Below are 25583 nucleotides of genomic sequence, written 5' to 3' on the forward strand. Positions count from 1 at the left end.
ACATGCGACTGAAAACCCTTAAATATTTTTCCACCCTGTTCGTGGTCGCCGCCGCCCTGCTGGCCGGCTGGCTGGTCTGGAATTACTACATGCAGTCGCCGTGGACCCGCGATGGCAAAGTACGCGCCGAGCAGGTCAACATCACACCGCAGGTTTCCGGCACGATTACGCGGCTTTTGGTTCGCGATAACCAGAAGGTGAAGGCGGGCGATGTGCTGTTCGCCATTGACGATACGCCATACCGTATCGCGGTGTTGGATGCCGAGGCGCAGCTTGCCCGCGCGCAGACCGACCTCGCCAAAGCCAATAACGAAGCGAATCGCCGCCGTCATCTCCCGCATAATTATATTTCCGCCGAGGATCTTGATACTGCCAATATCAGCGTTAAAGCCGCCCAGGCGACGCTTAAAATGGCGCAAGCATCGCTCGAACAGGCGCGCTGGCAACTGGAACAGACGCGCGTCGTGGCCCCTGTCGATGGCTGGGTGACCAATCTGTCCAGCCGCGTGGGCAACTACGCAAGCCAGGGCCAGCCGGTGTTTGCGCTGGTGGACAGCCATTCATTCTATGTGGTCGGTTATTTCGAAGAGACCAAGCTGCGGCACATCCGCGAAGGCGCCAGCGCGAAAATCCTGCTCTATAGTACTCATACCCCGCTGCACGGCAAAGTGGAGAGCATCGGGCGCGCCATTTACGATCAGAGCGTCGAGAGCGACAGCAGCCTGGTGGCGGACATTAAACCGAACGTTCCATGGGTGCGCCTCGCACAGCGTGTGCCGGTGCGTATCGCGCTCGACAGCCTGCCGCAGGGCGTGACGCTGGTCTCCGGCACCACCTGTACCGTGTCGCTCACTGACTGAGCGCCTTGCCGATGAATCTGGACTGGCTGACCTGGCAACACTCCCCGTGGGGCAAGGCGACCCGCGCGCAGTGGCGCTACGCGCTTCGCAACGGCATCGCGATGTCGCTGGCGCTCACCATCGCTTACGTGCTGGAGCTTGACGAGCCCTACTGGGCGATGACCTCCGCCGCCGTGGTGAGCTTCCCGACCGTTGGCGGCGTGATAAGTAAAAGCCTCGGACGCATCGCCGGCAGCCTGCTCGGGGCCAGCGCCTCGCTGATTATCGCCGGGCATACGCTTAACGATCCGTGGCTGTTTATCTGGGCAATGGCGCTGTGGCTCGCGCTTTGCACCTGGGTCTCCGGTTATTTTCATAATAACGCCGCCTACGCTTTCCAGCTTGCGGGCTACACCGCCGCCATCATCGCCTTTCCGCTGGTCAATACCACCGAGACCACGGAGCTTTGGAATATTGCCCAGTCACGCGTCTGCGAGGTGATTGTCGGCATTCTGTGCGGCGGGCTGATGATGATGGTCATGCCAGGCCCGCCCGACAGCGTGACGTTTCTTGGGGCGCTGCGCAAAATGCAGGGACGCCTGCTTGAGCATGCGAGCCTGCTGTGGAAGCCGCAGACGACCGACGCCATCCGCACCGCGCACGAAGGCGTCATCACGCAGGTGCTGACGCTGAATCTGCTGCGCATTCAGGCTTTCTGGAGCCATTACCGTATCCGTCAGCAAAACCAGCTCCTCAACTACCTGCTGCACCAGCAGCTACGCCTGACGAGCTATATCTCCGGCCTGCGCCGCCTGCTGCTGAACTGGCCCCAGCCGCCGGATGCGCTGTGGGACGGGCTTGATACGCTGCTGGCGGAGCTGGGACATCCGAAGCCCTGCCCGCTGCGCGTCGCGAGAATACTGGCGACGCTCGCGCCGTCCGGGGACGGCGATTTCCGCCATCAGGCGTTCTGGCTGCGGCTGCGCGATTTCTGCCGCGTCTGGATGAACAGCCAGCGCTGGATTGCAAGGCTCGACACGCCCTTTGCCGATGCGCCAGTCAACGTCCCCGCCGCCCCGCCGCTCGCGCGCCATACCGATAATGCCGAGGCGCTCTGGAGCGCACTGCGTACTTTTTGCGTCATTACGCTTATCGGCGCCTGGGCCATCAACACCCGCTGGGAGGCGGGCAGCGGCGCGCTGACGCTCGCGGCGATAAGCTGCGTGCTCTACTCCGCCTCGCCTTCGCCGCATAATTCGCTGAACCTGCTGCTGCGCACGTTACTGTTGCTGACGCTGTTCAGCTTTGTCGTAAAATTCGGCCTGATGGTGCAGGTGACCGTTCTCTGGCAGTTTCTGCTGTTTCTGTTCCCGCTGCTCACCACCATGCAGTTGCTGAAACTGCAACAGCCGCGCTTTGCCGGACTCTGGGGTCAGCTTATCGTCTTTATGGGATCGTTTATCGCGGTCACCAACCCGCCGGTTTACGATCTGGCGGATTTTCTCAATGACAATCTGGCGAAAATTTGCGGCGTGGCGTGTTGCTGGGTGGCGTTCGCGGTGCTGCGGCCCGGTTCTGACCGTCGCAAAGGGCTACGCCATATTCGCGCCCTGCGCCGCGGGTTTATTGATCAGCTCAGCCGCGCTCCTCAGCGCGGCGAAGCGGCGTTTGAGTCGCTGGTTTACCACCACATCAGCCAGCTTAGCAGCAGTAAAGACGACGCCACCCGCCGCTGGCTTTTGCGCTGGGGCGTCGTGCTGCTCAACTGTTCGCACGTGGTGTGGCAACTGCGCGAGTGGGAAACCCGCGCTGACCCGCTGTCGCAGGTGCGCGATATCTGTATTGAGACATTACGTGACGTGATGAGCGTGAAAGGCGTGCGTCAGCGCCCCCTCGCGGCGGCGCTCGGCGAGCTTGAACGCATCAGCCTGACGCTTGCCCGTCATCACCAGCCTGACGCGCGCCGCCTCGCGGGGATTATCTGGCGGCTGTGGTGTTCGCTGTCGCAACTCGAACAGGCGTCGCCCGCGCCGCAGCAGGACGACGCCAGCCGAACGGTTAAATAACGCCGCAGGCGTAACGTCCCCCGCCGCCGCCCAGCGGTTTAGGATGATCGGCCATGTTATCGCCGCCGACATGCACCATCAGAGCTTTGCCTTTGATTTCTTCAAGCTTTTTGATGCGCGGCGCGATTACCGGATCGGTGGCCTTACCGTCATTATTAACCGCCAGCACCGGCAGATCGCCTAAGTGCCCGTCGCCTTCCGGCCCGGCGTGTTTACCGGTATTTTGAGGATCAAAATGGCCGCCGGCCGCTTCTGCCGCTACCATTTTGCCGTCTTTCATGGCGGGTTCGCAGCTGCCGTTGGCGTGAATGTGAAAGCCGTGATCGCCTGGCGGCAGGCCGTTGAGGTCGGGCGCAAACTCCAGCCCTTTATCGGTTTCGGTGATTTTTACCGTACCGACAGACTGGCCGACGCCCTGATCGGTGGCGAGGCGCAGTTCCACTTCTTCGCTGGCGGCCTGGGCGGCGCCGCATGCCAGCAGCACCACCGCCGCCAGAGTCAATCGCTTCATATTCCCTCCAGTTTTCAGGTGAGTCCCGTTAAGTCTATAACAACATGGCGAAACTCACCGGAAAGGCGGGAATAATGGCGTTACGGTACGTCGTAACCGAGCGCGGCTTTGCGGATGCGGAACCACTGCTGACGGGACAGCTCAAGCGACAGCGCGCCGACCGCGCTTTTCACGCGTTCGATTTTGCCGGAGCCGATAATCGGCAGCGGGCGCGACGGCAGACGCATCACCCACGCATACACCACCTGCTCGATAGTCTCTGCGCCTGTCTCTTCAGCCACCTGCTGTAGTTCGGCGCGCAGCGGCGCACAACGGTCATCGCTGAACAGCCGACCGCCGCCGAGACAGGACCAGGCCATCGGGCGAATGCGCAGTTGCTGGAGCAGATCCAGCGTGCCGTCCAGCAACAGCGGCTGGTGCACCGGGGAAATTTCTACCTGGTTTGTGGCAAGCGTAAACGGCAGGCGCGACTGCAACAGCGAGAACTGCGCGGGCGTGAAGTTAGAGACGCCGAAATGGCGCACTTTGCCGCTCTGATGCAACGCGAGGAACGCTTCCGCTATCTCGTCGGCATCCATCAGCGGATCGGGGCGATGGATCAGCAAGAGATCGAGCACATCGGTATTCAGATGGCGTAGCGAGTTTTCCGCGCTCTGCAAAATATGCGCGCGGTCGGTGATGTAATGGCCAATCGCGTTTTCCGGTTTTGCCGTGGTGGCGATGCCGCATTTGGTGACGATTTCCATTTTCTCGCGCAGGTGCGGCGCGAGACGCAGCGCCTCACCGAACGCCGCTTCGCACTGGTAGCCGCCGTAAATGTCGGCGTGATCGACCGTAGTGACGCCAAGTTCCAGATGTTGCTCGATAAATCCGACCAGATCGCGGGCCGGGTAGTTCCACTCCATTAAACGCCAGTAGCCCATCACCAGACGCGAAAACGTCGGCCCCTGGGGCGCCATGAGAATACGCTCAACCATAAGTCACTACCTCAGAAAGAAAAATTGCGCGGGATTATACGCGACCTGCGTCGTTAAAACAGTGAAGGCTGCTGCGGTTCTTCATCAGGCTCATTGCGCCCGGCGCGCAGCTTACGCAGCATGCGCTGACGACACAGGCGCAGTACTTCCTGCTTCTGAGCGTCGCTCATTTTCTGCCAGTTAAAGCGCTCATCGCGGCTGCGCATACAGCCACGGCAGTAGCCACGCTCATCCGACTGGCAGATGCCGCGACAGGGACTGGGAACGGGGAAAAACTCGAGCTGCTCGGCCACAACGGCTCCTCGTTAACATGATAGTTACAATTGAAGCCTGAACTGCGCCGGCTTGCAAGTTCGCCTGATAAAGCGGCCCGACCGACCGCGCGAATCGTCGGTCGTTGAGCGTTCGTTGAACCTGCATTACGGCTCGTTAAGCGCAGGTTAAGGTTTCGCTAATCTTTGCGCCGTAGACTGCCGCCATCGTTAATGGAGTCTTTTATGATGGCAATGATAAAAAAACTACGCTGGAGCGATCTGCGTTTTAACCTGTTTAGCGCCCTGCTCTTCACGCTGATCAACGCCCTGTTTATTGACCGTTGCTGGTTGCTTATCGCGCCGCGACACCTGCACGAGATGCTGTTTGCCGCCACCGTGCCGCTGGTGCTGTTCTGCGCCTGGCTGGTGATTTTCAGCATCATTAATCTCCCGTGGCTGCGAAAACCGGTACTGGTTATTTTGCTGCTCGGCTCCGCCGCCAGCAGCTACTTCATGTATACCTATGGGGCAGTCATTGACCAGAATATGATGGTCAATATCTTCGAGACCAACTCCCAGGAGGCCGAAGCGCTAATCACGCCGCAGCTTATCGCGTGGCTTGCGATAGCGGGGTTACTACCAGCGCTGTTTCTGAGCCGCGTTGAGGTCATCTCCGGCAGTCTGCTCTGGACGGCCCTGCGCCGCCTGGTCAGCATTCTCGCCAGCCTGCTGGTGATTATCCTGGTGGCGTCCCTCTTTTATAAGGACTACGCCTCGCTGTTTCGCAACAATAAAAACATCGCCAAGATGGTCACGCCGGCTAACTACATCAGCGGCATTGTGAAATACACCCATTCGCGCTTTTTCGCGGGCGACCAGACGCTGGTGCGCATCGGCGAAGACGCGAAAAAAGGCCCGCTCATTCGCCAGCAGCCGAAAAAAACCGTGCTGGTGGTGGTGATTGGCGAAGCCTCTCGCGAGCAGAATTATTCGCTCGGCGGCTATACGCGCGACACCAATCCGCAGCTTAAAAAACAGGGCGTGGTGTTCTATCCGCACGCCACGTCCTGCGGCACAGAAACGGCGGTGTCGGTGCCCTGTATGTTCTCCGGGATGCCCCGCGCGCATTACGATGCGGAACTGGCGCACCATCAGGAAGGCCTGATGGATGTCCTGGCGCACGCGGGGGTCAACGTGCTGTGGCGCGATAACGATGGCGGCTGTAAAGGCGCCTGCAACCGCATTCCACATACAGACATGACTGAATGGAAGCTTAACGACCTGTGTAAAGATGGCTCCTGCCTCGACGACGCGCTGTTATGGCGTTTTGATAACGTCCTGGATGGGCTGAAGCAGGATTCGGTGATTGTCCTGCACCTGATGGGCAGCCACGGCCCGGCCTATTATCGCCGCTATCCGGATAATTTCCGCCGCTTCACGCCCACCTGTGACACCAATCAAATTCAGGACTGCGATCGCCAGGCGTTGATTAACACTTACGACAATACCGTGCTCTATACCGATGACGTGCTGAGCCGCACCATTGATGCATTGCGCAAGCGCCAGGCGACCATGAACACGGCGCTGGTTTATCTTTCCGATCACGGCGAATCGCTGGGCGAAAATGGCATTTACCTGCACGGCACGCCGTATCTGCTGGCGCCCGAACAGCAGACCCATATTCCGCTGCTGTTCTGGCTCTCTGGCGATTACGCGCGCCAGTACGGCGTTGATACGGACTGTCTCGCGAAGCGCGCGGCGACGGATGAGGTCTCTCAGGACAACCTCTTCTCGACCGTGCTCGGCATCATGGATATCCAGACTTCGCTTTATCAGCCGCAGCAGGATATGCTTAGCGCCTGCCGGAAAAGTTAACGTTTCTGGCGATTATGAATAAGGCGACTTGCATTAGACCGACCGGTCTACTAAATTGAAACGTATGAACCGAACACCTGAACATGACACGCGTGAACACCTCCTTGCCACTGGCGAGCAGCTCTGCCTGCAACGCGGCTTCACAGGCATGGGGTTAAGCGAACTGTTAAAAACGGCAGGCGTGCCGAAGGGCTCCTTCTACCACTACTTTCGCTCTAAAGAGGCGTTTGGCGTGGCGATGCTGGAGCGGCATTACGCGCGCTATCAGGCATGCCTTGAGCAGCACTTCAGCCCGGCAGGCCCGGCGCGCGAGCAGCTGCTCGCCTGGTTTGAAGAAACGCTCAGTCATTACTGCCAGACCGGCAAAATGACGGGCTGTCTCACGGTGAAGCTCTGCGCGGAAGTGTGCGATCTGTCGGAAGATATGCGCGGCGCGCTCGATAAAGGCGCAGCCCAGGTGATGGACCTGCTGGCTGGCGCCCTTGCGCGCGGTCGCGATGCGAAGGTGTTTACCTTCAATGGCAGCGCGCATCAACAGGCTCAGGTGTTATACGTGCTCTGGCTCGGCGCGAGCCTGCAGGCCAAAGTGTCGCGCAGCGGCGCGCCGCTGGAAAGCGCGCTGGCGCACGTCAAAGAAATGCTTTAACTCAGCGCCCGCCGCTGGCGGCGCTTTTTTATTTAGCTCGTTACAAGACGACCGGTCTACTCAGGAGTGATTATGCAAGACGAAAAGCTGTTTACCCCGCTGAATGTGGGCGCCATTACCGCCCCTAACCGCGTATTTATGGCGCCGCTGACGCGCCTGCGCAGTATTGAGCCGGGCGATATCCCCACCGCGATGATGGTGGAATATTACCGCCAGCGCGCGAGCGCCGGGCTGATTATCAGCGAAGCCACCCAGGTTTCCGCGCAGGCGAAAGGCTATGCGGGCGCGCCGGGCCTGCACAGCGATGAACAAGTTGCCGCATGGAAAAAAATCACCGCCGCCGTACACGAGGCTGATGGCCGTATCGCCGTACAACTCTGGCACACGGGCCGCATCTCACACAGCAGCCTCCAGCCTGGTGGCGCCGCGCCGGTTGCGCCGTCCGCCATCCACTCTGGCACCCGCACCTCGCTGCGTGATGAAAACGGCAAGGCTATCCGCGTCGACACCACCACGCCGCGCGCGCTGGAAACTCACGAAATCCCGGGTATCGTTGACGATTTCCGCCACGCCGTCGGCAATGCGCGCGACGCCGGTTTCGATATGGTCGAGCTGCACTCCGCGCACGGTTATCTGCTGCATCAGTTCCTGTCGCCGTCCTCTAACCAGCGCACCGACCAGTATGGCGGCAGCGTTGAAAACCGCGCCCGTCTTGTGCTGGAAGTGGTCGACGCCGTAAGCAAAGAGTGGAGCGCCGACCGCATCGGCATTCGCGTGTCGCCGATTGGCACCTTCCAGAACGTCGATAACGGCCCGAACGAAGAAGCCGACGCGCTCTACCTGATTGAAGAGCTGAACAAGCGCGGTATCGCGTACCTGCATATGTCCGAGCCGGACTGGGCGGGCGGCGTGCCCTACACCGACAAATTCCGTCAGAAAGTACGCGAGCGCTTTGACGGCGCCATCATCGGCGCGGGCGCTTACACGCGTGAGAAAGCCGAGGCGCTGATCGCCAAAGGCCTGATTGACGCGGTGGCGTTTGGTCGCGACTATATCGCCAACCCGGATCTGGTCGAACGCCTGCGTAAAAAAGCCGAACTCAACCCGCAACGCCCGGAATCCTTCTACGGCGGCGGCGCGGAAGGTTATATCGACTACCCCACCCTGTGATCCAAATTGATAGCGGCGGCCTCCCGCCGCTATACTAAAATACTGTTTTATACAGACGCTTCATCACAGTCCGTTTATTTAAGAGGATCTTATGCGCTTACTTCATACCATGCTGCGCGTTGGCGACCTGCAACGCTCCATCGATTTCTACACCAACGTTCTCGGCATGAAACTGCTGCGCACCAGTGAAAACCCGGAATATAAATATTCTCTGGCCTTCGTCGGTTACGGCCCGGAGAGCGAAGAGGCCGTCATTGAACTGACCTACAACTGGGGCGTGGAGAGCTATGAGCTCGGCACCGCCTATGGCCACATCGCCATCAGCGTGGACAACGCCGCAGAAGCCTGCGAGCGTATCCGTAACAACGGCGGCAACGTCACCCGTGAAGCGGGCCCGGTCAAAGGCGGCAGCACCGTTATCGCTTTTGTTGAAGATCCGGACGGTTACAAAATCGAGCTTATCGAAGAGAAAGACGCGGGCCGCGGCCTCGGCAACTGATCCCTCCGGCGGGCGTTCTGCCCGCCTTGCTGCATCCCGTCGTGAAATTTGCCATAATGCGCGCTGCTTTGATCCCCCAAACTTAAGAGACGCTGATGTCCGATAACGCTCAACTGACCGGTCTGGCCGACCGTTTTCGTGGCTTTTACCCTGTTGTCATCGATGTGGAAACCGCCGGTTTTAACGCGAAAACCGATGCGCTGCTGGAAATTGCCGCCATCACCCTGAAAATGGATGCCGATGGCTGGCTTACCCCCGATGAAACGCTGCACTTTCACGTTGAGCCCTTCGAAGGCGCGATTCTCCAGCCGGAAGCGCTGGCATTTAACGGTATCGATCCGCATAACCCGCTGCGCGGCGCCGTCAGCGAATATGACGCGCTACACGCCATCTTCAAAATGGTGCGCAAGGGCATGAAAGAGAGCAACTGTAACCGGGCGATTATGGTGGCCCATAACGCCACGTTCGATCACGGCTTTATGATGGCGGCGGCGGAGCGCGCGTCGTTCAAACGCAACCCGTTTCACCCGTTCGTCACCTTCGACACCGCAGCGTTAAGCGGTCTGGCGCTGGGTCAGACCGTGCTCGCCAAGGCCTGCATCGCGGCAGGCATGGCGTTTGACAGCACCCAGGCGCACTCCGCGCTCTACGATACCGAGCAGACCGCCCTGCTGTTTTGTGAAATCGTGAACCGCTGGAAACGCCTCGGCGGCTGGCCGCTGCCCGTGGCGGACGCTGATAACATGCCGCCTGCCGACGGCGAATAAGCTTCACGCAACGTAAAAAAAAGCGGCCACCAAGGCCGCTTTTTTATTGTACATGGTGTGATGTCGTTATTCGGCAGCCGGGGCTTGCGGATTGTGCTTCGCCGCGGTTTCTTTAATCAGCTGCTGCAGTTCGCCGCGCTGATACATTTCAATCACGATGTCACAACCGCCGACCAGTTCGCCATCTACCCACAGTTGCGGGAAGGTCGGCCAGTTAGCGTATTTCGGCAACTCAGCGCGGATATCCGGGTTTTGCAGAATATCGACATACGCAAAACGCTCGCCACAGGCGGACAGCGCCTGAACCGCTTGCGCGGAAAAGCCGCAGCTTGGCAGCTTCGGAGAGCCTTTCATGTACAGCAGAATAGGGTTTTCAGCGATCTGGCGTTGAATTTTTTCAAGCGTAGTGCTCATTGTCTTACTTCCTCAAGCGTCATTACGGCGTTAGCTTTACATTGTAGCGGCTCCGGAGCGTCTCGAAAATGCATAATCTTGCGCTTAAGCCCGGCGCCGTGCCGTGGTGAAAGAGACGCAAATAATAACACTTTTCTTACCGCTGCCGATATTCTCCTCTGAGGAGGCGCGCTAAAATGCGCGCCGACGCAGCGGCAAGCGGCGAAAATATTGCGCCGGTTAACGAAACTGCATGTCGAAGAGAATTTGCTGCTTAACTTTGGACATTTTTTTAGATTAGAATCAGCAAGCTCTTAAATTTCATCCGTTGGCATGATTGCCGGCTTTATGCAGGGGAATGCTCAGTGGCGCGCAAAACAAAAATTGCTCTCACGCTCTGTGCTTTGTTAATGACTTCATCACTGGCTTTTGCGCCTTTCGCGCAGGCGTCGGAGCAGACGCGCGCCTCGAAGGTGCAAAAAGCGCACGCCAGTACGGTGAAAAAGAAAACCAGCACAAAAACCCGTCAGACCGCCAGTAAAAGCAAAAACGCAACCAAAACCAAAACCGCGAAAACTGCCAGCGAGAAGCGAACCACCTCCGCCAAACGCACCAGCAAGACCTCATCCACTGTCAGTAAAACCGCTTCCCGTCGCGCTTCCGGTAATTCCGTTAAACAGGCCAGCCACCGTCTGACCGCGCAAACCTGTTCAAAAACCCGTAAAAACCGCAAAACCCAATGCGTTAACGGGCCGCTGACTATCGCGGACGCCCATAAAGCGCGCGTGAAAAAAGCCCAGACCACCGCCATGAACAAGCTGATGAACCAGATCGGCAAACCGTATCACTGGGGCGGCACTTCGCCGCGTACCGGTTTCGACTGCAGCGGCCTGGTCTGGTATGCGTATAAGGATTTGGTGAAATTCCGCATTCCGCGCACCGCCAATGAAATGTATCACCTGCGCGATGCCGCACCGGTAAATCGTGGCGAGCTGGAAAGTGGCGATCTGGTTTTCTTCCGCACCCAGGGTCGCGGCACCGCCGATCACGTCGGCGTCTATGTCGGCAACGGCAAGTTTATCCAGTCGCCGCGTAGCGGACAGGAAATTCAGATAACCTCGCTCAGCGAAGATTACTGGCAGCGCCACTATGTCGGCGCGCGCCGGGTCATGACACCGCGCACGATCCGTTAAATCGGCGCTCGCTATCAAAAAAACGGAGAAGGTCGCCCTTCTCCGTTTTTTTCGTTATACGCTTTATTCCGCGCGACAGGCCGTTTGCGTTTCGCGACGTCCTGAGAGCACCACCAGCAGCAGACCGAGGGCGGCAATCAGCGCGCCCATGACCGGCACCACGCTGTAGCCGAAGCCCGCATGGATAACCGCGCCGCCCGCCGCCGCGCCAAGCGCGTTGCCGAGGTTAAACGCGCCGATATTCACCGATGACGACAGGCCAGGCGCTTCGCTGGCGACGCGCATCACGCGCATCTGCAGCGGCGGCACCACTGCGAACGTCGCCGCGCCCCACACCACCATGCTGACCGCCGCGCCGATCTCGGTTTTCGCAAGCCACGGAATAGCCGCCATGATGACGATAAGCAGCAGCAGAAAGCCCTTCAGCGTGGCGCTTACCGAGCGGTCCGCCAGACGGCCGCCGAGATAGTTGCCAATGGAAAAACCAACGCCAATCAGTACCAGCATCGCGGTAACAAACGCCGGAGTGGCGTCAGTAATATGATGCAGCACCGGGGCGATATAGGTATAGAGCGTGAACATCGCGCCCGCGCCGAGCACTGTGGTCAGCAACGCGCTCACCACCTGCGGGCGCATCAGCACCGCCAGTTCGCTTTTCACATCCGGGCGCTCGCCGCTGCCGCCTTTCGGCAGTGAGAACCAGAGGCTCGCCATCGCTATCAGACCCAGCCCTGCCGTGGCGAGGAACGACATGCGCCAGCCGATGGTTTCGCCAAGCCAGGTCGCCGCAGGCACCCCGCCGATATTGGCGATGGTAAGCCCCATAAACATCGTCGCGACGGCGCTCGCCTGCTTATGCTTAGGCACCACGCTTGCGGCCACCACGGAGCCAAGCCCAAAGAACGCGCCGTGGTTGAGGCTGGTGAGAATACGCGAGGCCATCAGCGTCATGTAATCCGGCGCCAGCGCCGACAGCACATTGCCTGCCGTGAAAATCGCCATCAGGAAAATCAGGGCGCTGCGCCGGGCGCGATGCGACAGCAGTAGCGTCATCAGCGGCGCGCCGACCATGACCCCAACCGCGTAGGCGCTAATCAGCATACCGGCTGCGGGGATCGAGACGTTAACGCCGTGGGCGATCACCGGCAGCAGCCCCATCGGGGAAAACTCGGTCGTGCCAATGCCAAAAGCACCAATGGCCAGTGCCAGTAAAGGGAAATTGACTTTCATTAATTGCTCCAGAAATTGTACAACAGCGCCGGGAATTCACGGCGTTACAGCAGGATGCAGGAAGAATGGCATTTTCAGGTCGAAAAGATAAGTAACAAAAACAGCAAAATATTATTGCGAAGGTGTTAATGAACTCGCAAATAGTGTTATCAGCGAATCATAAGGGAATAAGGTGAAAAAGAAAGGCGGTAACGAAAGAAAACGGGTTAAACGCAGGAATTGTAAAAAGAAGACGGGAGAACAGGCGCGCTCCCCCGCGACACCCTTAATGCAGAATGGCGGTAAACGCGCCCGCCACAATTAAACCCAGTACAATAAAAGTGGTGACCAGCGAAAATTTCAGATCGGTACTCATGGTTTTCTCCTTAAAGACCCCATAAAAAACAGGTAGAGCGCATTTTTGCATAAACGCGCCGAAAAATCCTGCGACATTTAACCAGATATGCGTTTTCCCTCTTCCCCTTTCGATAAAGATAAGCCAAAATTCGTCGCTACTTTATTCGGTACCGGCCATCGACCCCTCCTCACGATAAATGTCGCGTTTCCCGGCATGCCGCACGTCCCCTCGTGGCACACAGGGGTGTGTACAGGCAAACGATTAACCCGTGATTTTACAGGGCTCAGCGAGGGGTCTGGAGTGATGATTAATGGCAACAATTAAAGACGTCGCGAAGCGAGCAAACGTTTCTACTACAACAGTCTCACATGTAATTAACAAAACCCGTTTTGTGGCGGAAGAGACGCGCAACGCGGTGTGGGCGGCAATTAAAGAATTACATTATTCGCCGAGCGCCGTGGCGCGCAGCCTGAAGGTGAACCACACCAAATCCATCGGCCTGCTCTCCACCAGCAGCGAAGCGCCCTATTTTGCGGAAATCATCGAAGCCGTTGAGAACAGCTGCTTCGCGAAAGGCTATACGCTGATCCTCGGCAACGCCCATAACAATCTGGAAAAGCAGCGCGCTTATCTGTCAATGATGGCGCAAAAGCGCGTCGATGGCCTGCTGGTGATGTGCTCGGAATACCCCGAGCCGCTGCTCGCCACGCTCGAGGAGTACCGTCATATCCCGATGGTCGTGATGGACTGGGGTGAAGCCAGAGCGGATTTCACCGACTCGGTTATCGATAACGCCTTCCAGGGCGGATACCTCGCGGGGCGCTATCTCATTGAGCGCGGCCATCGCGATATCGGGGTGATTCCCGGCCAGCTTGAGCGTAATACCGGCGTCGGGCGTTTCTCCGGCTTTATGAAGGCGCTGGAAGAAGCGATGATTAAAGTGCCGGAAAACTGGATTGTGCAGGGCGATTTCGAGCCGGAATCGGGCTATCGCGCGATGCAGCAGATCCTCTCCCAGCCGCAGCGTCCTACCGCTGTGTTCTGCGGCGGCGATATCATGGCGATGGGCGCGATTTGCGCCGCCGACGAGATGGGCCTGCGCGTGCCGCAGGATATTTCCATCATCGGCTACGATAACGTGCGCAACGCCCGCTTTTTCAGCCCGGCGCTGACCACCATCCATCAACCGAAGGAAACGCTGGGTCAGACCGCGTTTAATATGCTGCTTGATCGCATCATTAATAAACGCGAAGAGTCCCAGACTATCGAGGTGCACCCGCGCCTTATCGAACGCCGCTCGGTGGCGGACGGTCCGTTCCGCGACTATCGCCGTTAATCCCTGCCGGGAGCCCGCTCAGTCTGGCTCCCGCAGCCACTCCTTGTTCAGCGTTTCACTGTCCCCCAGGTAATCCAGCAGCCAGCGCAGCGCGGGCGAGGCGTCACTTTGCCGCCACGTCAGGCAGCAGGCGGCGTCCGGGAACGGGTTTTCCAGCGTCAACGCCCGCCACTGGCCGCGGTCCAGCCAGGGTTTTGCGAAATGCGTCGGCACCATGCCGATACACAGTCCCTCGCTCAGCGCGTCGGCGGCGCAGTGCCAGTCCGGCACCACCACGCGATGCTGGTTATCAAGCAGCCAGGTGATGCGTTTGGGCAGCGAGCGCGAGGTGTCTTCCAGCACCAGCGACGGGTAATCGCGCAGACTGTCATCGCTGAGCGCGCCCGCGTGCTGCGCCAGCGGATGATGGCTCGCCACCACGCAGCGCCAGCTCAACATGCCCATATCACGAAACGCGAAGCGCCCGCCGCCCACCGGCACCGCCTGGGTGGCGCCGATGGCGACTTCCACGCGTCCGTCCGCCAGCGCGTCCCAGACGCCGTTAAACACCTCCTGCGACACCAGCAATTCGACATCGGAAAAGTGGCGGTAGAAATCAAGCACCAGCCGACGCGTGCGTTCGGGGCGCACGATATTATCGACCGCGATGGAGAGCTGCCCGCGCCAGCCGTTAGCAATCTGCTGGCACTGCTGACGGGTGATCATCATTTTTTTGATAACAGAACGCCCTTCCCGCAGAAACCAGGCGCCAGCGGGCGTCAGCACCACGTCACGATGGCGACGTTCAAACAAAGAGACCGCCAGCCACTCTTCAAGCTGGCGCACGGTATAGCTGACGGCAGAAGGCACGCGATGGAGTTCCGCCGCCGCCGCGCTGAAGCTGCCGTTGCGCGCCACCGCGTCTACCACTTCGAGTGAATACTCAGACCACATTTTCTGCCTGCAAAAATTTTGAATGGAAACGGCAAATATTAACGTTTCACAAGCCGGTTTGCACTCCGTACACTCCGGGCTCTTTCGCGTATTACGAAGTGAGCAAAAATTATGCGACCTACAAAAGGCTTTCTTTGCTGGCTGGCCGGGCTGAGCGTGCTCGGGTTTCTCGCCACCGATATGTATCTGCCGGCGTTCGCGGCAATTGAAGCGGATCTCCATACAGCGCCGTCCGCTATCAGCGCCTCCCTGAGTCTGTTCCTCGCGGGCTTTGCGCTCGCGCAGCTAGCCTGGGGGCCGCTCTCTGACCGTTTCGGCCGTCGCCCGGTCTTGCTGGCGGGGCTCGGGATTTTCGCGACAGGCTGCCTTGGCACCGTCTGGGTAGAGAGCGCAGGCGCGCTGCTGGCGCTGCGCTTTATTCAGGCAGTCGGCGTTTGTGCGGCTGCGGTAAGCTGGCAGGCGTTGGTGACGGACCGCTACCCGGCCCAGCAGGCGCGGCGTATTTTCGCCACCATTATGCCGCTGGTGGGGCTCTCCCCGGCACTGGCGCCGCTGCTTGGCAGCTGGATCCTGAACCATTTCGACTGGCAGGCGATTTTCGTGGTACTGTTCGCCATTACGCTGCTGCTGATGATCCCGGCGCTGCGTCTGCCCGCAGGCGCGCCGCAAGGCAACCACGACGGCGAGCCGCTGAGCTTCGCCATGCTGCTGCGCTCGCCCGCCTATAGCGGCAATGTGCTGATCTACGCCGCCTGCTCCGCCAGCTTTTTCGCCTGGCTGACCGGTTCGCCGTTTATCCTGCACGCGATGGGCTACAGCCCGGCGGTGATAGGCTTAAGCTATGTACCGCAGACTATCGCCTTTCTTATCGGCGGCTACGGCTGTCGCAGCGCGCTGCAAAAATGGCACGGCGAGAAGCTGCTGCCGTGGCTGCTGGTGGGCTATGCGCTAAGCGTGATCGCCACCTGGCTTGTAGGCTTAAGCGATGCGGTGACGCTGACGACGCTGCTTATTCCCTTCTGCCTGATGGCGATGGCGAACGGCGCGATTTACCCTATTGTCGTGGCCGCCGCGCTGCTGCCCTTCCCGCAGGCGACCGGACGCGCCGCCGCGCTGCAGAATACTTTGCAATTGGGGCTGTGCTTTGTGGCGAGTCTGGTGGTTTCGTGGCTGGTCGCAACACCGCTGCTTTCCACCACCAGCGTGATGCTGGCGACAGTCTTGCTGGCGGGTCTTGGCTGGCGGCTTCGCGGGCGTCAGGTCAGCGTGCGGTAATCAGGCGGGCGATAATATGACGTTTTTGTTATTAGCGTGCTAACTGTCAATGGTTGAATCATCGTAATGCGAGGCCTATACTGATTCGCGGCTCTACGATAAATACCATAAATATTATGTAGTAACGGGAGCCGCTGGCTCCCGTTTTTTCTGGAATGACTATTCTGGCAAGGGGCATCTCCCTTCCTCTGTTCTACGTCGGATATCAGGCTCGCGGACCTTTCCGTGATATTTCTCACATACCGAAAATTGCGACTACGCTGTTTTAAGGTTCTGGTCACATCAGTGATGGAGAAGCTATGAGTTCATCGTGTCTGGAAGAAGTCAACATACCGGATAACCACTGGTATCGCATTGCAGCTGAACTGCTCAGCCGGGCCGGGATCACCGTTAACGGCCCCGCTCCCTCCGATATTCAGGTAAAAAACCCGGATTTTTTTAAACGTGTTTTACAGGAAGGCTCTCTCGGCCTTGGCGAAAGCTATATGGACGGATGGTGGGAGTGCGAACGCCTCGATCTGTTCTTCACCAGGGTGCTCCGTGCGGGGCTCGAAGACCAACTCCCTCACCATTTCAAAGATACGCTGCGCATCCTCGGCGCCCGTCTGTTTAACCTGCAATCGAAAAAGCGCGCCTGGATTGTCGGTAAAGAGCATTACGATCTCGGCAACGATCTCTTCAGCCGGATGCTCGACCCGTATATGCAATACTCCTGCGGTTACTGGAAAGAGGCGGATAATCTGGAGGACGCCCAGCAGGCGAAGTTGCGGCTGATCTGCGAAAAGCTTGAACTCAAGCCTGGTATGACGCTGCTGGATATCGGCTGCGGCTGGGGCGGTCTCGCCGCGTTCGCCGCGCGATATTATGGCGTGTCGGTCACCGGCGTGACTATCTCTGCCGAGCAACAGAAGATGGCGCAGGCGCGCTGTGACGGCCTTGACGTGACGATCCTTTTGCAGGATTACCGCGATCTCAATGCTCAGTTCGACCGCATCGTCTCGGTGGGCATGTTCGAGCATGTCGGCCCGAAAAACTACGCCACCTATTTCGATGTCGCCGACCGTAACCTGAAGCCTGACGGGCTGTTCCTGCTGCACACCATCGGCTCGCGCAAAACCGATAACAATGTCGATCCGTGGATTGATAAATACATCTTTCCGAACGGCTGTCTGCCCTCAGCCCGGCAGATTGCCGCCGCCAGCGAGCCACACTTCGTGATGGAGGACTGGCATAACTTCGGCGCGGATTACGATAAAACCCTGATGGCCTGGTACGCGCGTTTTCTCACCGCCTGGCCGGACATCGCTGATAACTACTCAGAGCGGTTTAAACGGATGTTCACCTATTACCTGAACGCCTGCGCGGGCGCGTTTCGCGCGCGCGATATCCAGCTCTGGCAGGTCGTCTTCAGCCGCGGCGTGGAAAACGGCCTGCGCGTCGCCCGCTAAACGCTCGCCCCGGCGCATGCCGGGGGTTTTTTGCCACTCTCTCTTGCCTGCTTTGTGATATTTCTCACGCTTTCACGACGTTTCCTTCAATAAAAGTGATCCCGGCGACAATCAGGTGACAGACGCATGGAAACCGGTTTCCATTTTGTTTCACACTGAGCGCCATTCCCCCTGCCTGAGAAAGGAAATGCCTCATGAGTCTGTACCAGAGTATGGTCCATGTTATTGAAAACAAAATTACGCCGCTGGCGGGCGCCATGGGTTCGCAGCGTCACGTGGTGGCCATCAGGGACGGCTTTCTTGCCGCCCTGCCGTTTATGATTATTGGTTCGTTTCTGCTGGTGTTTATCTTTCCGCCCTTCTCGCCGGATACGCAGAACGGCTTTTGCCGCGCCTGGCTCGATCTTTCGCTGAAATACCGCGAACAGCTGATGTTGCCGTTTAACCTCAGCATGGGCGTAATGACGTTTTTTATCTCCGTTGGCATTGGCGCAAGCCTCGGCAAGCACTATCAGCTTGACCCGATCATGACCGGCCTGCTGGCGTTTATGGCCTTTCTGCTGGTAGCCGCGCCCTATAAAGACGGCGCTATCTCCACGCAATATTTCTCCGGCCAGGGCATCTTTACGGCGCTTATCACGGCGATTTACGCGAGCGAAATGTATGCCTTTCTGAAACGTCACAATATTACTATTCGCCTGCCAAAAGAGGTGCCGACCGGCGTCGCGCGTTCATTTGAGATTTTGATCCCGGTGGTCGTGATTGTCTTTACGCTTCACCCGCTCAACCTGCTGATTGAATCCACCACCGGCATGATCCTGCCGGAGGCGATTATGCACCTGCTGTCGCCGCTGGTGGCTGCCTCTGATTCCCTGCCGGCGATCCTGATTTCCGTGCTGATTTGCCAGATTTTGTGGTTTGCCGGTATTCATGGGGCGCTTATCGTCACCGGTATTATGAACCCGTTCTGGATGGCGAATCTTTCCGCCAACCAGGCCGCGCTCGCTGCGGGCCAGGCGCTGCCGCATATCTATCTGCAGGGTTTCTGGGACCACTACCTGCTGATTGGCGGCGTAGGGTCGACACTGCCGCTGGCGTTCCTGCTGCTGCGCAGTCGCGCGATCCACCTGCGCACCATCGGTAAAATGGGCGTCGTACCGAGCCTCTTTAACATCAACGAACCAATTCTGTTTGGCGCGCCGGTCATCATGAACCCGGTCTTCTTCCTGCCGTTTATTCTGGTGCCGATGGTGAACGCCGTGCTGGCGTGGACCGCGACGAAACTGGGCTGGCTGGCGCAGGTCGTCTCGCTGACGCCGTGGACCACGCCCGCGCCGGTCGGCGCGTCATGGGCCGCCAACTGGGCGTTCAGCCCGGTCATCATGTGCCTTATCTGTATGGTGATGTCGGCGCTGATGTACTACCCGTTTGTTAAAGCCTATGAGCGCACCCTGCAAAAGCAGGAGACCGCACAGGGTACGCCTGAAAGTGACACCGTCACAAATAATGCCTGATTTTTACCCCGCCTGCCGTACCGGCAGGCGTCTGACTGAGCTATGAGGATGGATATGCACTACTCATTTCCTGAAGGATTCTGGTGGGGCAGCGCCAGCTCGGCGCCGCAAACCGAAGGCGAAAGCCTGAGCCATGGCAAAACGCCCACCACCTGGGACCACTGGTTCCGCCTGCAACCGGAGCGCTTTCACCACGGTGTCGGCCCGGCGCAGACCTCGACTTTTTATCAGCACTGGAAAGAAGACATCGCGCTGCTGAAGGCGCTCAATCACAATACCTTTCGGACATCCATTTCCTGGGCGCGCCTGATCCCGGACGGCACCGGCGCGGTCAATCAGGAGGCGGTCGCCTTCTACAATCAGGTTATCGATGAACTGCTGCGCCAGGGCATCACGCCATTTATTAATCTCTTCCACTTTGATATGCCGCTGTCGCTCCAGGAACAGGGCGGCTTTGAGAACCGCAAGGTGATCGACGCCTTTGAAGCCTACGCGCGCACCTGCTTTGAACTCTTCGGCGACCGCGTGACCCACTGGTTTACCTTTAATGAGCCGATCGTGCCGGTGGAAGGCGGCTATCTGTACGATTTCCACTACCCGAACGTGGTGGATTTCCGCCGCGCGGCGACCGTTGCGTATCACACCATGCTGGCGCATGCCCGCGCGGTAAAGGCCTACCACGAGCGTAACGATGGCGGTGAAATCGGCATTATCCTGAACCTGACGCCGTCTTACCCGCGCTCGCAGAATCCGGCGGATGTCAAAGCGGCGCATATTGCCGATCTGATGTTCAACCGCAGTTTCCTCGACCCGGCGCTGCGCGGCACCTACCCGGAAGATCTGGTGGCGCTGCTGGCTCAGTACGATCAACTGCCCGACTGCCAGCCTGGCGACAAAGAACTGCTGGCGGCGGGTGTGGTGGATCTGCTCGGCATCAATTACTATCAGCCGCGCCGCATTCAGTGCCGGGATTCGCAGGTCAATCCGGACAGCCCGTTTATGCCTGAGTGGTTCTTCAGCGCTTATGAAATGCCAGGGCGTAAAATGAACCCCTACCGCGGCTGGGAAATTTATGAGAAAGGCATCTACGACATTCTCACCCGCCTGCGTGTAGAGTATGGCAACCCGCGCTGCTATATCTCAGAAAACGGCATGGGTGTGGAAAACGAACAGCGCTTCGAGCATGAGGGGCAGATTCAGGATGATTACCGCATTGAGTTCGTGCGCGATCACCTGAAGTGGCTGCATAAGGGCCTCAGCGAAGGCAGCCGTTGTCTGGGCTACCACATGTGGACTTTTATCGATAACTGGTCCTGGTGCAACGCCTATAAGAATCGCTACGGCTTTGTGTCGCTCGATCTGGAAAGCCAGAAACGCACGATTAAAAAGAGCGGTGAATGGTACCGCCAGGTGGCGGCAAAGAACGGGTTTGATGAGTAACCGAGTGGCGGCCTTCGCGCCGCCACGCTTTGCAGGAAAAGATGATGTCCACCATCAATGATGTCGCGCGCCTGGCGCGCGTCTCCAAAGCTACCGTATCCCGGGTGCTGAGCGGCAATCGCGGCGTGAAGGAAGAGAGCCGTCTGGCGGTGCTGCGCGCCGCCGAAATGCTCAACTACCAGCCGAACGCGATCGCGCAGTCGCTCTCCAGTCAGACCACCCACTGCATTGGCGTGATTTGCGCCAGCGAACACATTCAGCAGGCCACCTGCTGGCTGCAGGCGCTGGAAAAGCAGCTCAGCCAGCGCGGCAAACATCTGCTGCTGCGTTTTGCCAGCTCCGCGCAGGAAGTCACGCGCGCGCGCGCCGAGCTGGATTCGGGCCTGTGCGACGCGCTGATGATAGTCGGCGCCCGTTTTCCCCTGCCACCGCTTGATGATGACGTTATCCTGGTGGATTGCCTCAGCGCCGCCACCGCTCAGGGCATCCAGTTTGACTGGCTCTTCGCCGCCCAGACCGCGGTGCAATATTTATGCAGCCACCAGCGCCGCGATATCGCCCTGATTAACTTTCCGGCGGGCGACGCGGCAGCCGAAATTCTCCAGGGTTACCGCCAGGCGGCGGAAAATCATCTGGTGCCGTTTCATCGCCAGCGCATTATTGAAGACGAGCCGGTGCTGCGCATCGCGCTGCAAAAGCTCATTAACAGCGGCGTTAAATTCAACGCGCTGCTCGTGACCGACGACAGCCAGGCGCGCGATGCCGTGGCGATGCTGCGCGAATACCGCTTCGCGGTGCCGGAGCAGGTTCTGGTATTTAGTCTTGAGAGTTCAGGGCGCGGCGCCGGGCTTGAGGGCGTGCCGGCTATTACCTATTCTCTGGAGAGCATCGCCCGGCAGGCGGTGGCGCTGCTGGCCGGTGACGCGCCGGGCGAACGGGTGCGGGGAACGCTGGTGAGCGCCTGAGCCCACCAGCGACGTGCTTATTCCGCGGGGTTGAGTTGCGAAGCAATCGCAGCGGCGGCTTCACGCGAGGCCAGTACGCGCTCGACGGTATCCACCACGGCCTGGGTCTGCGGATCGATTTCGATATTCACCCGCTGGCCCAGTTTTTTGGTGCCAAGCGTGGTGCGCTGTAGCGTTTCCGGGATCAGGAATACGCAAAAGCGTGTCGCGGTTACTTCACCTACCGTCAGGCTGATACCATCGATACCGATATAACCTTTGTGCAGGATATACTTCATCAGCGTCGGATCCTGAATTTTAAACCAGATCTGTCGGTTATTTTCTGAGGTCAGGATCTTCGCAACCTCCGCCGTGGTCATAATATGCCCGGACATTAAATGACCGCCAATTTCATCGCTGAATTTCGCCGCGCGCTCAATGTTCACCACGTCGCCTGGCTGTAAATCCCCGAGATTGGTAATACGCAGCGTCTCTTTCATTAAATCGAAGCTGACGCGGTTGCCGTTAATTTCCGTCACCGTCAGGCAGCAGCCGTTGTGCGCCACCGACGCGCCGGTCTCCAGCCCCGGCAGCAGCGCGTCCGGCAACTCCACCACATGGGTGCGGAAATTCGGTTTTTCATCGATGGCCACCACTTTCGCCGTGCCCTGAACAATACCGGTAAACATATTTGCCACTCCTGGATTCGCTAAAATGGCGGCGCACAGCCGCAAGTTTCATAACCAGAACAATAACAGGTGGAATATCCCCTTGCCAGCCTGAGCGGTCTTAAGCGCATTATTTCACTGGCTTAATAGTGAACTCTCGCTACAATAGTCTGACTTATTCCCCTGCATTTTCTTCTCGCTGCCCGTTGCGGCGGCATTTTTTGTCTTTCAAATAACAACAATATACAGGTGTTCACGTGCAGAAGTATTTTATCGAAGCGCGTCAGTTATTAGCTCTGGCAATCCCGGTGATTTTCGCGCAAATCGCCCAGACCTCGATGGGGTTTGTCGATACCGTAATGGCAGGCGGCTACAGCGCCACCGATATGGCGGCCGTCGCTATCGGCACGTCTATCTGGCTGCCGGCCATTCTCTTCGGACACGGTCTGCTGCTGGCTCTCACTCCGGTCATCGCCCAACTGAACGGCTCCGGCCGTCGCGACCGCATCGCGCATCAGGTGCAGCAGGGCTTTGTGCTGGCAGGCATGGTGTCCGTATTGATTATGGTGGTGCTATGGAACGCCGGACATATCATCCGCGCGATGCATAACATCGACCCTGAGCTCGCCGATAAGGCGGTCAATTACCTGCGCGCGCTGCTGTGGGGCACGCCCGGCTATCTTTTCTTCCAGGTCATGCGCAACCAGTGCGAAGGGCTCGCAAAAACCACGCCGGGCATGGCGATGGGCTTTATCGGCCTGCTGGTGAATATCCCGGTGAACTACATATTTATCTATGGTCATTTTGGCATGCCGGAGCTCGGCGGCGTCGGTTGCGGCGTGGCGACGGCCTCGGTTTACTGGGTGATGTTCATCTGCATGTACTTCTGGGTCCGTCGCGCGGGATCGTTGCGCGACATCCGCCCGCAGCCGGGCGCCAGCCGTTTTGACTGGCCGGTGATCCGCCGTCTGGCTCAACTCGGCCTGCCGGTGGCGCTGGCGCTGTTTTTCGAGGTGACGCTGTTCGCCGTGGTGGCGCTACTGGTGTCGCCGCTCGGGATTGTTGACGTGGCGGGTCATCAGATAGCGCTGAACTTCAGCTCGCTGATGTTCGTGCTGCCGATGTCGATGAGCGCTGCTGTGACCATTCGCGTTGGTTTCCGTCTCGGCCAGGGCTCAACGCTGGAGGCGCAGACCTCTGCGCGTACCGGCATCGCGGTAGGGATTTGTCTTGCCGTACTGACGGCACTCTTTACCGTCGTTTTCCGCGAGCCTATCGCCCTGCTCTATAACGACAACCCGGAAGTCGTCACCCTCGCCTCGCACCTGATGCTGCTGGCGGCGATTTATCAAATCTCCGACTCCATCCAGGTGATCGGCAGCGGCGTGCTGCGCGGTTATAAAGACACGCGCTCGATTTTCTTTATCACCTTTGTTGCCTACTGGGTGCTGGGGTTACCGAGTGGCTATATTCTGGCGCTGACCGACTGGGTAGTGGAGCCGATGGGCCCGGCGGGCTTCTGGTTCGGCTTTATTATTGGCCTCACCTCAGCCGCTATTCTGATGATGTGGCGTATGCGCTATCTGCAACGCCAGCCGTCGGAACGGATCCTGGCGCGCGCCGCGCGCTAAGCTCAACGCCGCCCCGATGGGCGGCTTTTTTTAGCCGAATGATTTGCATGAACACGCACACCGCCCCTGACGCCGATCACTTTGTCAGCATTCTGCGCAAATACGCGGCAATCGCGTGAAATATGAAAGAAAATTGACGTTTACCCCTTGCCAGGTGCCGGGGCTGCCGTTAATATTCGTCCCCGCTGTCACACAGCAATGCGTTCATAGCTCAGTTGGTTAGAGCACCACCTTGACATGGTGGGGGTCGTTGGTTCGAGTCCAATTGAACGCACCATCCTAATGTGCGTCCGTAGCTCAGTTGGTTAGAGCACCACCTTGACATGGTGGGGGTCGGTGGTTCGAGTCCACTCGGACGCACCATTCAGTAGTATTCTGGTTTCTTCTTTCTGTTCATCTTAAGCCTCTGAAGTAATTTATCTGAGTCAGTATTTCGGGCTACGTATTCACCCCGTTTCGCATTATGCAGATGCTATTGTAGCTGCCAGTGCACCAATCCGGTGGACGTCATCTTTCCTTTGTCTGAACGTACATCATCGCATTAAGTAGTTTCAGTGGCTCGCTGGCTGGCTATGTCGGCTGTCGGCTGTCGGCTGTCGGCTGTCGGCCAGGCGATATCAACAGGGCATCCCCCACACCGACACGTGGAGACGAGAATCGCGCGAGGCGTGAAATGTGGTGAGCGTGATAATCGCCCTCTCTTTCAGCGCGCGGATGACGTCGCCCTGCGGCTCCAGCACGCTTCCCGGGGTGAGCGAGCAGGCGTTGCTGAAGAGATATACACGTAGCGAACGGTTGAGTTTGCACTCGCGACGGATACGGGCGTAAAACGCCCCGCTTTCGCTTTCCGGCTCAGAACGGATGTCCTCGCCCTGATCCCGGTACGGCTGCGCGTAACGGTAATGCTCGCCGGTGGTTACCGCCTTGCTGCGCCCCCTGAAGGTGGCATCCAGTGACGTGGTGGTGACCAGGCCATGATAATCGCGTGTCTGCATCCCGCCCGTGACAGCATTATGCCAGGTAAGCACGCCCCATACCGCCTCCTGCGCGCCGTCATCCAGGCCGGACGGTTCGCGGTATGGCAGGCGAACGCCGAAATAAACGATACTTCGCCTCGTTTGGCGTAGCCAGTAATTAAGGCCATCGTCTCCCTTGACCATTCCTCCTGGAGCAGGTGGAACACCTGATTTTATATCGCTATGATTTAGCGTCATTATTATTTCATAAGCCAGCATGGTTTGCAGATGCCATGCCTCATCGCGAATAACATAACACCAGGCTTACCGATAGCTTGTCTTTCACCACTGATATTCGCTGACAAACGCCTTTTTCTTCGTTTTATCGTAAAGACACATCAGGCTGAGGGCGTTTTTTACCTTCGCCGTCCTGCATTTCAGCACCAGCCCTACCATGCCGGCCTCATCAGGGAACAGCACGGGTTTTGAGATCTGCGCATGGGTAATGCCCGCCGCAGCCACGCAGGCCTTGTTCACTTCAGAAAAGAGTTTCTGCCAGCTGTCATCGCTGGATGCCTGCGTCTGCATGCTGAAAAGAACGCCTGTGAACACCATAAGCGACGGAATTTTCTTCATCACGGACTCCTGTTAGTCACGGTTAACCAGGGCGCGCTGCCACCG

Annotated in this window: 24 protein-coding genes, 2 tRNA genes and 1 pseudogene; 17 read left to right on the forward strand and 10 right to left on the reverse strand. The window is 58.4% G+C overall.

From position 1 onward, the window contains the following. Positions 1 to 2 precede the first annotated feature (2 nt). On the forward strand, positions 3 to 860 hold the full coding sequence (locus tag AFK63_RS09505) for an efflux RND transporter periplasmic adaptor subunit (RefSeq protein WP_038863171.1): 858 nt from the start codon (positions 3 to 5) through the stop codon (positions 858 to 860). A gap of 11 nt (positions 861 to 871) precedes the next feature. Beyond that, on the forward strand, positions 872 to 2905 hold the full coding sequence (locus AFK63_RS09510; protein ID WP_038863173.1) for an FUSC family protein: 2034 nt from the start codon (positions 872 to 874) through the stop codon (positions 2903 to 2905). Here the strand turns inward: AFK63_RS09510 and sodC are convergent. From sodC to AFK63_RS09525, 3 genes are all read right to left on the reverse strand, one after another. Next, positions 2898 to 3416, reverse strand: coding sequence for a superoxide dismutase [Cu-Zn] SodC (gene sodC / locus AFK63_RS09515; RefSeq protein WP_038863174.1), 519 nt, complete (start codon positions 3414 to 3416; stop codon positions 2898 to 2900). The genes AFK63_RS09510 and sodC overlap by 8 nt on opposite strands. An 80-nt stretch (positions 3417 to 3496) precedes the next feature. Then, a complete protein-coding gene (locus AFK63_RS09520) occupies positions 3497 to 4393 on the reverse strand; it encodes an aldo/keto reductase (RefSeq protein WP_038863176.1) in 897 nt (298 codons plus the stop codon). A gap of 53 nt (positions 4394 to 4446) precedes the next feature. Further along, a complete protein-coding gene (locus tag AFK63_RS09525) occupies positions 4447 to 4686 on the reverse strand; it encodes a DUF1289 domain-containing protein (RefSeq protein ID WP_038863178.1) in 240 nt (79 codons plus the stop codon). Between the two features lie 207 nt (positions 4687 to 4893). Between AFK63_RS09525 and eptA the strand changes: the two genes are divergently transcribed. From eptA to rnt, 5 genes are all read left to right on the forward strand, one after another. After that, positions 4894 to 6522 carry a phosphoethanolamine transferase EptA gene (gene eptA / locus AFK63_RS09530; RefSeq protein WP_038863249.1) on the forward strand — a complete coding sequence of 543 codons (1629 nt, stop codon included), beginning with the start codon at positions 4894 to 4896 and terminating at the stop codon, positions 6520 to 6522. Between the two features lie 64 nt (positions 6523 to 6586). Continuing rightward, on the forward strand, positions 6587 to 7168 hold the full coding sequence (locus AFK63_RS09535; RefSeq protein ID WP_038863182.1) for a TetR/AcrR family transcriptional regulator: 582 nt from the start codon (positions 6587 to 6589) through the stop codon (positions 7166 to 7168). Positions 7169 to 7240: 72 nt separating this feature from the next. Further along, positions 7241 to 8338, forward strand: a complete 1098-nt coding sequence (nemA, locus tag AFK63_RS09540) for an alkene reductase (RefSeq protein ID WP_038863183.1) — start codon at positions 7241 to 7243, stop codon at positions 8336 to 8338. 91 nt (positions 8339 to 8429) lie between these two features. Beyond that, a complete protein-coding gene (gloA, locus tag AFK63_RS09545) occupies positions 8430 to 8837 on the forward strand; it encodes a lactoylglutathione lyase (RefSeq protein WP_038863184.1) in 408 nt (135 codons plus the stop codon). A 95-nt stretch (positions 8838 to 8932) separates the two neighbouring features. Beyond that, the gene (rnt, locus tag AFK63_RS09550) at positions 8933 to 9604 is read left to right on the forward strand and encodes a ribonuclease T (RefSeq protein WP_038863185.1); all 672 of its coding nucleotides are present in this window, start codon (positions 8933 to 8935) and stop codon (positions 9602 to 9604) included. Between the two features lie 66 nt (positions 9605 to 9670). Here the strand turns inward: rnt and AFK63_RS09555 are convergent, their stop codons facing one another. After that, positions 9671 to 10018 (reverse strand): Grx4 family monothiol glutaredoxin, encoded by a 348-nt coding sequence (locus AFK63_RS09555; RefSeq protein WP_038863186.1) that lies wholly within the window; start codon positions 10016 to 10018, stop codon positions 9671 to 9673. A 344-nt stretch (positions 10019 to 10362) separates the two neighbouring features. Between AFK63_RS09555 and AFK63_RS09560 the strand changes: the two genes are divergently transcribed. Then, positions 10363 to 11190, forward strand: a complete 828-nt coding sequence (locus tag AFK63_RS09560; RefSeq protein WP_038863187.1) for a C40 family peptidase — start codon at positions 10363 to 10365, stop codon at positions 11188 to 11190. Between the two features lie 63 nt (positions 11191 to 11253). On the opposite strand, the gene AFK63_RS09565 is transcribed toward AFK63_RS09560, so the two are convergent. Further along, positions 11254 to 12420: an MFS transporter gene (locus AFK63_RS09565; protein ID WP_038863188.1), complete on the reverse strand. Its 1167-nt coding sequence runs from the start codon at positions 12418 to 12420 to the stop codon at positions 11254 to 11256. 265 nt (positions 12421 to 12685) lie between these two features. Beyond that, entirely contained in the window at positions 12686 to 12775 is a 90-nt protein-coding gene (gene cydH, locus AFK63_RS21230; protein WP_038863190.1) for a cytochrome bd-I oxidase subunit CydH, read from the reverse strand. 292 nt (positions 12776 to 13067) lie between these two features. Between cydH and purR the strand changes: the two genes are divergently transcribed. Beyond that, positions 13068 to 14093, forward strand: a complete 1026-nt coding sequence (gene purR, locus AFK63_RS09570) for an HTH-type transcriptional repressor PurR (RefSeq protein ID WP_007718682.1) — start codon at positions 13068 to 13070, stop codon at positions 14091 to 14093. 18 nt (positions 14094 to 14111) lie between these two features. Here purR and punR read toward each other — a convergent pair whose 3' ends face one another. Next, complete coding sequence (gene punR, locus AFK63_RS09575; RefSeq protein WP_038863191.1) at positions 14112 to 15026, reverse strand: DNA-binding transcriptional activator PunR; 915 nt, start codon at positions 15024 to 15026, stop codon at positions 14112 to 14114. Between the two features lie 111 nt (positions 15027 to 15137). Here punR and punC point away from each other — a divergent pair, with 111 nt between their 5' ends. From punC to AFK63_RS09600, 5 genes are all read left to right on the forward strand, one after another. After that, positions 15138 to 16301, forward strand: a complete 1164-nt coding sequence (punC, locus tag AFK63_RS09580) for a purine nucleoside transporter PunC (protein ID WP_038863194.1) — start codon at positions 15138 to 15140, stop codon at positions 16299 to 16301. A 299-nt stretch (positions 16302 to 16600) separates the two neighbouring features. Beyond that, positions 16601 to 17749: a cyclopropane fatty acyl phospholipid synthase gene (gene cfa, locus AFK63_RS09585; protein WP_038863195.1), complete on the forward strand. Its 1149-nt coding sequence runs from the start codon at positions 16601 to 16603 to the stop codon at positions 17747 to 17749. A gap of 194 nt (positions 17750 to 17943) precedes the next feature. Further along, a complete protein-coding gene (locus AFK63_RS09590; protein ID WP_038863196.1) occupies positions 17944 to 19263 on the forward strand; it encodes a PTS sugar transporter subunit IIC in 1320 nt (439 codons plus the stop codon). Positions 19264 to 19317: 54 nt separating this feature from the next. Further along, complete coding sequence (locus AFK63_RS09595; protein WP_038863250.1) at positions 19318 to 20703, forward strand: glycoside hydrolase family 1 protein; 1386 nt, start codon at positions 19318 to 19320, stop codon at positions 20701 to 20703. 44 nt (positions 20704 to 20747) lie between these two features. Next, positions 20748 to 21668, forward strand: a complete 921-nt coding sequence (locus AFK63_RS09600) for a LacI family DNA-binding transcriptional regulator (RefSeq protein WP_038863198.1) — start codon at positions 20748 to 20750, stop codon at positions 21666 to 21668. A 17-nt stretch (positions 21669 to 21685) separates the two neighbouring features. Here the strand turns inward: AFK63_RS09600 and AFK63_RS09605 are convergent, their stop codons facing one another. Beyond that, entirely contained in the window at positions 21686 to 22336 is a 651-nt protein-coding gene (locus AFK63_RS09605) for a riboflavin synthase (RefSeq protein WP_038863199.1), read from the reverse strand. Between the two features lie 236 nt (positions 22337 to 22572). Between AFK63_RS09605 and mdtK the strand changes: the two genes are divergently transcribed. From mdtK to AFK63_RS09620, 3 genes are all read left to right on the forward strand, one after another. Next, positions 22573 to 23946: an MdtK family multidrug efflux MATE transporter gene (gene mdtK / locus AFK63_RS09610; RefSeq protein WP_038863202.1), complete on the forward strand. Its 1374-nt coding sequence runs from the start codon at positions 22573 to 22575 to the stop codon at positions 23944 to 23946. Positions 23947 to 24146: 200 nt separating this feature from the next. Further along, positions 24147 to 24223 (forward strand) — tRNA-Val (locus AFK63_RS09615). 9 nt (positions 24224 to 24232) lie between these two features. Then, positions 24233 to 24309 (forward strand) — tRNA-Val (locus tag AFK63_RS09620). 260 nt (positions 24310 to 24569) lie between these two features. Here AFK63_RS09620 and AFK63_RS09625 read toward each other — a convergent pair. Continuing rightward, a pseudogene (locus tag AFK63_RS09625) lies at positions 24570 to 25046 on the reverse strand (contractile injection system protein, VgrG/Pvc8 family); the annotation flags it as partial. A gap of 198 nt (positions 25047 to 25244) precedes the next feature. After that, positions 25245 to 25538, reverse strand: coding sequence for a hypothetical protein (locus AFK63_RS09630; protein WP_038863204.1), 294 nt, complete (start codon positions 25536 to 25538; stop codon positions 25245 to 25247). Positions 25539 to 25583 lie beyond the last annotated feature (45 nt).

This window comes from Cronobacter muytjensii ATCC 51329, assembly GCF_001277195.1.
Taxonomy (GTDB): Bacteria; Pseudomonadota; Gammaproteobacteria; order Enterobacterales; family Enterobacteriaceae; genus Cronobacter; species Cronobacter muytjensii.

Excerpts from the sequence above, each read along its gene's own strand:
- AFK63_RS09505 (WP_038863171.1), top strand. The coding sequence starts at position 3 with ATGCGACTGAAAACCCTTAAATATTTTTCCACCCTGTTCGTGGTCGCC.
- AFK63_RS09510 (WP_038863173.1), top strand. The coding sequence starts at position 872 with ATGAATCTGGACTGGCTGACCTGGCAACACTCCCCGTGGGGCAAGGCG.
- sodC (WP_038863174.1), bottom strand. The coding sequence starts at position 3,416 with ATGAAGCGATTGACTCTGGCGGCGGTGGTGCTGCTGGCATGCGGCGCC.
- AFK63_RS09520 (WP_038863176.1), bottom strand. The coding sequence starts at position 4,393 with ATGGTTGAGCGTATTCTCATGGCGCCCCAGGGGCCGACGTTTTCGCGT.
- eptA (WP_038863249.1), top strand. The coding sequence starts at position 4,894 with ATGGCAATGATAAAAAAACTACGCTGGAGCGATCTGCGTTTTAACCTG.
- AFK63_RS09535 (WP_038863182.1), top strand. The coding sequence starts at position 6,587 with ATGAACCGAACACCTGAACATGACACGCGTGAACACCTCCTTGCCACT.
- nemA (WP_038863183.1), top strand. The coding sequence starts at position 7,241 with ATGCAAGACGAAAAGCTGTTTACCCCGCTGAATGTGGGCGCCATTACC.
- gloA (WP_038863184.1), top strand. The coding sequence starts at position 8,430 with ATGCGCTTACTTCATACCATGCTGCGCGTTGGCGACCTGCAACGCTCC.
- rnt (WP_038863185.1), top strand. The coding sequence starts at position 8,933 with ATGTCCGATAACGCTCAACTGACCGGTCTGGCCGACCGTTTTCGTGGC.
- AFK63_RS09555 (WP_038863186.1), bottom strand. The coding sequence starts at position 10,018 with ATGAGCACTACGCTTGAAAAAATTCAACGCCAGATCGCTGAAAACCCT.
- AFK63_RS09565 (WP_038863188.1), bottom strand. The coding sequence starts at position 12,420 with ATGAAAGTCAATTTCCCTTTACTGGCACTGGCCATTGGTGCTTTTGGC.
- cydH (WP_038863190.1), bottom strand. The coding sequence starts at position 12,775 with ATGAGTACCGATCTGAAATTTTCGCTGGTCACCACTTTTATTGTACTG.
- purR (WP_007718682.1), top strand. The coding sequence starts at position 13,068 with ATGGCAACAATTAAAGACGTCGCGAAGCGAGCAAACGTTTCTACTACA.
- punR (WP_038863191.1), bottom strand. The coding sequence starts at position 15,026 with ATGTGGTCTGAGTATTCACTCGAAGTGGTAGACGCGGTGGCGCGCAAC.
- punC (WP_038863194.1), top strand. The coding sequence starts at position 15,138 with ATGCGACCTACAAAAGGCTTTCTTTGCTGGCTGGCCGGGCTGAGCGTG.
- cfa (WP_038863195.1), top strand. The coding sequence starts at position 16,601 with ATGAGTTCATCGTGTCTGGAAGAAGTCAACATACCGGATAACCACTGG.
- AFK63_RS09590 (WP_038863196.1), top strand. The coding sequence starts at position 17,944 with ATGAGTCTGTACCAGAGTATGGTCCATGTTATTGAAAACAAAATTACG.
- AFK63_RS09595 (WP_038863250.1), top strand. The coding sequence starts at position 19,318 with ATGCACTACTCATTTCCTGAAGGATTCTGGTGGGGCAGCGCCAGCTCG.
- AFK63_RS09600 (WP_038863198.1), top strand. The coding sequence starts at position 20,748 with ATGTCCACCATCAATGATGTCGCGCGCCTGGCGCGCGTCTCCAAAGCT.
- AFK63_RS09605 (WP_038863199.1), bottom strand. The coding sequence starts at position 22,336 with ATGTTTACCGGTATTGTTCAGGGCACGGCGAAAGTGGTGGCCATCGAT.
- AFK63_RS09630 (WP_038863204.1), bottom strand. The coding sequence starts at position 25,538 with ATGAAGAAAATTCCGTCGCTTATGGTGTTCACAGGCGTTCTTTTCAGC.